This window comes from Anaerofustis sp. LCP19S3_F7 (assembly GCF_052119445.1).
GTDB classification, from domain to species: Bacteria; Bacillota; Clostridia; order Eubacteriales; family Anaerofustaceae; genus Anaerofustis; species Anaerofustis butyriciformans.
The window spans coordinates 114,464-120,984 of record NZ_JBQKFF010000005.1 but is presented as its reverse complement, the minus strand read 5'-3'; the positions used below and the strand labels follow the sequence as shown (position 1 = coordinate 120,984).

The following is a 6,521-nucleotide window of genomic DNA, read 5'->3' as shown; positions in this document are numbered from 1 at the left end:
TAATTTTTACTTTAATTTATCACTACTTCTACAATAAAAATATATTAAATTTATATTATTAAAATACAATCTAAAATTACAATAAAAAAAGCCTCTATAAAGAGGCTTTAATTTTCTATTACATGAACAATGGAGCAAATACTAATGCAACGATTGTCATTAATTTGATTAAGATATTTAATGAAGGACCTGAAGTATCTTTGAATGGGTCACCTACTGTATCCCCAACTACTGCAGCTTTGTGAGCTTCACTACCTTTACCACCGTGAGCTCCACCTTCAATATATTTTTTAGCGTTATCCCAAGCACCACCTGAGTTAGCCATTTGGATAGCCATTAATACACCTGTTACAAGTGCACCTGCAAGAAGACCACCAAGAGCTGTAGCACCTAAGAAGTAACCTACAAGTAATGGAACTACTACTGCAAGAAGACCAGGAACGATCATTTCTTTTAATGCAGCTTTTGTAGAGATTTCTACACATGTAGAATATTCTGGTTTAGCTTTACCTTCCATGATACCAGGAATTTCTCTGAATTGTCTTCTAACTTCTTCAATCATTTGGTTAGCAGCTTTACCAACAGCTTCCATTGTGATTGCTGAGAATACATAAGGAAGTATACCACCGATGAATAAACCTGCAATAACTTTTACATCAAGTAAGTCAATAGCTTTGATACCAACAGCTGTTGAGTAAGATGCGAATAAAGCAAGAGCTGTTAAAGCAGCAGAACCGATAGCGAAACCTTTACCGATAGCAGCAGTTGTGTTACCTACACTATCAAGTTTGTCTGTAATTTCTCTTACAGAATCATCAAGTTCAGCCATTTCAGCGATACCACCAGCGTTATCAGCGATTGGACCGTAAGCATCAACGGCAATTGTCATACCTGCAGTTGAAAGCATACCAACAGCAGCAAGAGCAATACCATATAAACCTTCTGTTGATAACATATAAGAAAGTAAAATAGCAGCTACGATTAAGATAATTGGAATAGCAGTTGACATCATACCAACAGCAAGACCAGAAATAATTGTTGTAGCAGCACCTGTTTCACTTTGACTAGCAATTTTCTTAACTGATTTGTAATCTTCAGATGTGTAAACTTCTGTAACTTTACCGATTAAGATACCACAAACAAGACCTGAAATAATAGCATAGAAGTATGTAATATCTTTAAGTAAAGAAGTTGTTAAGAAGTAAGCAGCGATAATTACAAGAATACCACTTACATATGTACCAAGATTTAAGCTCTTATGTGGATCAGAATTTTCTCCGCCTTTAACGAATAAAGAACCGATAATTGAAGAAATGATACCAACTGCAGCAAGAGCTAATGGGAACATAACAGCTTCCATGCTTCCAAGTAAAAGTCCACCAAGAGTCATTGCAGAAATAATAGAACCAACATATGATTCAAATAAGTCAGAACCCATACCTGCAACGTCACCTACGTTATCACCTACGTTATCAGCGATAACAGCTGGGTTTCTTGGGTCATCTTCTGGAATACCAGCTTCAACTTTACCTACAAGGTCAGCTCCAACGTCAGCAGCTTTTGTATAGATACCACCACCAACTCTACCGAATAAAGCGATAGAAGAAGCTCCAAGACCAAAACCTGTGATGATGTTTACATCGGCAAAGATCATGTATACGATACTAACACCGATAGCACCAAGACCTACAACACATAGACCCATAACGCTACCACCGTTAAAAGCAACTTTTAACGCAGCACCCATACCTTTGTCTTTAGCCGCAGCAGCTGTTCTTGAGTTAGCTTTAGTAGCAACTTGCATACCAAAAAAACCAGCTAAAACTGAGAATAAAGCACCAATTAAGAAACAAACTGCTGTTTCCCAACCTATTAATGCAAATAAAATAGCGAATAATACTACAGCAAAAATAACGATATATTTGTATTCACTTGTTAAGAAAGCCATAGCACCTTCGTGAATGTGAGATGAAATTTCTTTCATTCTATCTGTTCCTTGATCAACTTTATTGATCGAAGAAGCAAGATATAACGCAAAAAGAAGCGCTATAATACCCGCAACAGGGGCAAAAAACTTTAAAGTTTCAACACTCATTTTTCTCCTCCGAAATTAATTTTACTATATTGTTTTATTTTGTTAGAAGGTCAAAAACAAAAATTGATATAAAAAATACTACTGCTGATATTAAAGTAATCTTATTTAAAAGTCCTTGCATACCATGAGCTTTTTTCTTACCAAATAAACCTTCGGCACCGCCTGAAATAGCACCACCCATGCCTGCAGTAGAACCTTCTTGCAATACTACACTTGCAATTAAGCCAAGGCTTGATACTATTATCAACACCAATAATACTGTTTCCATTTTATCCTCCTAAATATAAATCTTGCAGTTTAATATTATATCATACAAACCGCATAAATCAAAGCATATTTTAATTTTTTTGAAGTTTTTTTTACAATTTTTGATTTTTTTACATAAAATACATTCATTAAAAAAAAATCATATATTTCCTTTGATTTAGATACTTTTATTTATTTAATTATAATATGTTATTTATGTTTCACAAATAGATTTTATAAATTTTATATAATTTTTTCATAAAATAAATCACTATTTTTCAAATTTTTATTTTATCTAAACTCTTATAAATAAAAAAAGATACCTTATACAAGGTATCTTTTAATTTACTTTAACAAAACTATTTACTAGCTTCTTCGATTGCAACAGAAACAGAAACAGTTGCACCAACCATAGGGTTGTTACCCATACCGATAAGTCCCATCATTTCTACGTGAGCAGGAACTGATGAAGAACCGGCAAATTGAGCGTCAGAGTGCATTCTTCCCATTGTATCTGTCATACCATAAGAAGCAGGACCTGCAGCCATGTTATCAGGATGAAGTGTTCTACCTGTACCACCACCGCTGGCTACTGAGAAGTATTTTTTACCTTCTTGGATACATTCTTTTTTGTATGTACCTGCAACTGGATGTTGGAATCTTGTTGGGTTTGTTGAGTTACCTGTGATAGATACGTCAACACCTTCTTTGTGCATGATTGCAACACCTTCTCTAACATCGTCAGCACCGTAACATCTTACTTTAGCTCTTGGGCCGTCAGAGTAAGCTGTTTCGTTAACGATTGTTAATTCTCCTGTGAAGTAATCAAATTGAGTTTGAACATATGTAAATCCGTTAATTCTTGAAATGATTTGAGCAGCATCTTTACCAAGACCGTTTAAGATAACTCTTAAGTCTTTGCTTCTAACTTTGTTTGCTGAGTTAGCGATACCGATAGCACCTTCAGCAGCAGCGAAAGATTCATGACCTGCAAGGAAAGCGAAACATTCTGTTTCTTCAGAAAGTAACATACTTGCAAGGTTACCATGACCAAGACCTACTTTTCTGTCATCAGCAACAGAACCAGGAATACAGAATGCTTGTAAACCTTCACCAATAATTTTTGCAGCTTCTACAGCAGTAGTAGCTCCTCTTTTAATAGCAAGTGCCGCACCTACTGTGTAAGCCCAACATGCGTTTTCAAAACAAATAGGTTGGATTCCTTTTACGATACCTGCAACATCGATACCTTTATCATCACAGATTTGTTTAGCTTCTTCTAATGATTTGATACCGTCTTTATTTAAAACTTCTTCGATTTGTTTAATTCTTCTTTCGTAACTTTCAAATAATGCCATTTTATTTCCTCCCTCCTACTCGTTTCTTGGGTCGATTGTTTTTACTGCATCGTCAAATCTACCGTATTTACCGCTAGCTTTTTCGATAGCTTCCATAGGATCGACACCTTTTTTAATGTTTTGCATCATAACGCCAAGATTTACATATTTGTAACCGATGATTTCATCATTTTTATCTAAACCGATTTCTGTTATGTAACCTTCAGATAATTCTAAGTATCTAGGTCCTTTTTTGCTTGTAGCATAGCAAGTACCTGTTTGACTTCTATGTCCTTTACCTAAATCTTCAAGACCAGCGCCGATAGCAAGACCACCTTCAGAGAAAGCAGATTGGCTTCTTCCGTAAACGATTTGTAGGAATAATTCTCTCATAGCTGTGTTGATAGCATCACAAACTAAGTCTGTGTTTAATGCTTCAAGTAAAGTTTTACCAATTAAAATTTCACTTGCCATAGCAGCTGAGTGAGTCATACCTGAACATCCAAGTGTTTCAACCAAAGCTTCTTCTATGATACCGTCTTTGATGTTTAATGTTAGTTTACAAGCTCCTTGTTGAGGTGCACACCAACCTACACCGTGTGTAAGACCGCTTATATCTTTGATTTCTTTTGATTTAACCCATTTACCTTCTTCAGGAATAGGTGCAGGGCCATGATTTGCGCCTTTTTTAACTACGCACATGTTTTCTACTTCTTGTGTATAAATCATATTAACCTCCTAAAAAAACTTCACAAATATCTATTTGTCTGTTAAAGTCAATTTATTTTAACATAATATTTAACTACTTGCAAATAATCTTTTGTCAAAAAAATAAAAAACAAAGAAAAACCCTTTGCTTCTTATTTATATATACATTTATTCTTTTATGAAATCACCGGCATGTTCTTTTATTTTTTCAAAGCTTTCTTTGCTTATAACATGCTCTATTCTACAAGCATCTTCAAATGCTGTTTCTTCACTTACTCCAAGTTTCATAAGCATATTACCGATTATTGTATGTCTTTCATAAATAGATTTTGCTACTTCTTCTCCAAGATCAGTAAGCTTTATTAGCCCGTTTTCTTCAACGGTTATATACTCATTTTCTTTCATTAATTTTATCGCTCTTGAAACACTTGGTCTTGAATAGTTAAGCTCGTTTGCAATGTCTATGCTTCTTACGTTTCCAAGTCTTTTCTTTAAAATAAGTATAGTTTCCAAATAATCTTCTCTGGATTCATGTGTTTTCATACAAATCTCCCAATATTTTTGTTTTTATGATTTTCTATATATTTATATATTTTATTTACGTTTTCTATATATTTTATATTATCACATAAAAAAAAACAATATTTTATTTATAAGATATTAAAACATTAAATTTAATCACTTTTATATTGTTATCAAAAAAAAGATGCAGAAAGGTTTCTGCATCTTAGTAATTATATATTTTAGGGGGGTAAATTAAACAAGAGCTTTTCCAAGAGCTTTTAAATCTTCATTAGCTGAATCATCAGGAGCTCCACAGCATATTACACTTTCATGTGCCATAGTAGCACCGTCAGATGAACACTCATCTTCCCAGTTTCTCATCCATTCGCCATCTCCCCAACCGTAAGAACCAAATAAAGCAATTTTCTTTCCGCTTAATTTATCTTCTACTTCTCTAAACATTGGTTCAAATTCGCTTTCTTCAAGCTGTTCGCTTCCCATTGAATGGCAACCAAATGCAATAGCATCGAATTCATCAATCATATCTGAATTAAATTCGGCGCTTGTCATCACACTTGCACTACCGCCTGCTTCAACAATACCTGCTTCAACCATTTGAGCCATCATTTCTGTATTACCTGTTCCGCTCCAGTATACAACTGCCACTTTACTCATTATATTTTATACCTCGCTTATATTTATTTTAAATGCCAACAGCAAGTTTAGAAATTGACCTGCCGCCGTTAAAAAGCATTGAGTATACTTTTTTGCATTTATTGAACTTGTTAAACATTTTTATTTTTTCACACTCGTTTGAATAAACTTTCCAGCACCCCGAGCATTTTGAATTCTTACCGAGATTTTCTATAAATCCCTTAACATCTTCAATGGGATAACCAAGAAATAAACCTATTTCATGAGGAAAATTATCGCTAAAATTAAGCCTTTCTTTTAATGTGTTTATTGCATAATAAATATTAGTATTTTTATATCCGTAAATATTTAATATCTCACCTACTCCGTCCTTCTTTAAATCTTCTTCAAGTTTTTTTCTTCTGTATACATAAACAAGGGCTAAGTTATTTTTCACATTTAGCAAAGATAAATATATACCTTTTTCGTTAAGCTCATAATTCCATGCCCTTATACTTTCTTTTAAAGTTTTAATGTCACTAACTTTAAATGAAAACAAATTTGCCGTTTTAAGATTTGCAAGGGTTGGAGAACAATGTTCAATTAAATATTTTTCAATCATATTAACCTCCATTTATAGAAAATCATGGTACCGTGAAGGGAATAATTGGAAGGCTAAAACATATATGTCACGGTACCTTGAATTCTATAATGTAATGAAAAGAAATTTTTATAAATCGAAACATATCCGATTCATATATAAAAGAGATAAATATTGTTAGTATTTGCTAACATACGGTTAAAAAAATATGGGTATAATTCTTTCACCTTTATTTTTATTGTTAGTCATTGCTAACTTGTATATAAGGTATCATTATTTTTAACCTTTGTCAACTGTTTTTTTAATTTTTTTATAATATAAAATTTATTAATAAAAAGTTTATTCTATAAATACATTTCTATATGTACTTTATTGTTTTTAATGATAAAACATATTT

Annotated in this window: 7 protein-coding genes; all 7 read right to left on the bottom strand. The window is 33.2% G+C overall.

Going from position 1 to position 6,521, the window contains the following annotated elements; translation table 11 throughout:
* Positions 1-118 precede the first annotated feature (118 nt).
* Positions 119-2,095: a sodium-translocating pyrophosphatase gene (locus tag ACTQYZ_RS06840; RefSeq protein WP_441416276.1), complete on the bottom strand. Its 1,977-nt coding sequence runs from the start codon at positions 2,093-2,095 to the stop codon at positions 119-121.
* A gap of 34 nt (positions 2,096-2,129) precedes the next feature.
* Positions 2,130-2,363, bottom strand: a complete 234-nt coding sequence (gene secG, locus ACTQYZ_RS06835; protein ID WP_138269070.1) for a preprotein translocase subunit SecG — start codon at positions 2,361-2,363, stop codon at positions 2,130-2,132.
* Between the two features lie 337 nt (positions 2,364-2,700).
* A complete protein-coding gene (locus ACTQYZ_RS06830; protein ID WP_138269069.1) occupies positions 2,701-3,699 on the bottom strand; it encodes a GGGtGRT protein in 999 nt (332 codons plus the stop codon).
* A gap of 15 nt (positions 3,700-3,714) precedes the next feature.
* On the bottom strand, positions 3,715-4,407 hold the full coding sequence (locus tag ACTQYZ_RS06825) for an iron-sulfur cluster assembly scaffold protein (RefSeq protein ID WP_138269068.1): 693 nt from the start codon (positions 4,405-4,407) through the stop codon (positions 3,715-3,717).
* A 147-nt stretch (positions 4,408-4,554) separates the two neighbouring features.
* Positions 4,555-4,929 carry a metal-dependent transcriptional regulator gene (locus ACTQYZ_RS06820; protein ID WP_441022071.1) on the bottom strand — a complete coding sequence of 125 codons (375 nt, stop codon included), beginning with the start codon at positions 4,927-4,929 and terminating at the stop codon, positions 4,555-4,557.
* A gap of 213 nt (positions 4,930-5,142) precedes the next feature.
* Positions 5,143-5,565, bottom strand: a complete 423-nt coding sequence (locus tag ACTQYZ_RS06815; protein WP_441416275.1) for a flavodoxin — start codon at positions 5,563-5,565, stop codon at positions 5,143-5,145.
* Between the two features lie 28 nt (positions 5,566-5,593).
* Positions 5,594-6,145 carry a DUF3793 family protein gene (locus tag ACTQYZ_RS06810; RefSeq protein WP_441416274.1) on the bottom strand — a complete coding sequence of 184 codons (552 nt, stop codon included), beginning with the start codon at positions 6,143-6,145 and terminating at the stop codon, positions 5,594-5,596.
* Positions 6,146-6,521: the final 376 nt, after the last annotated feature.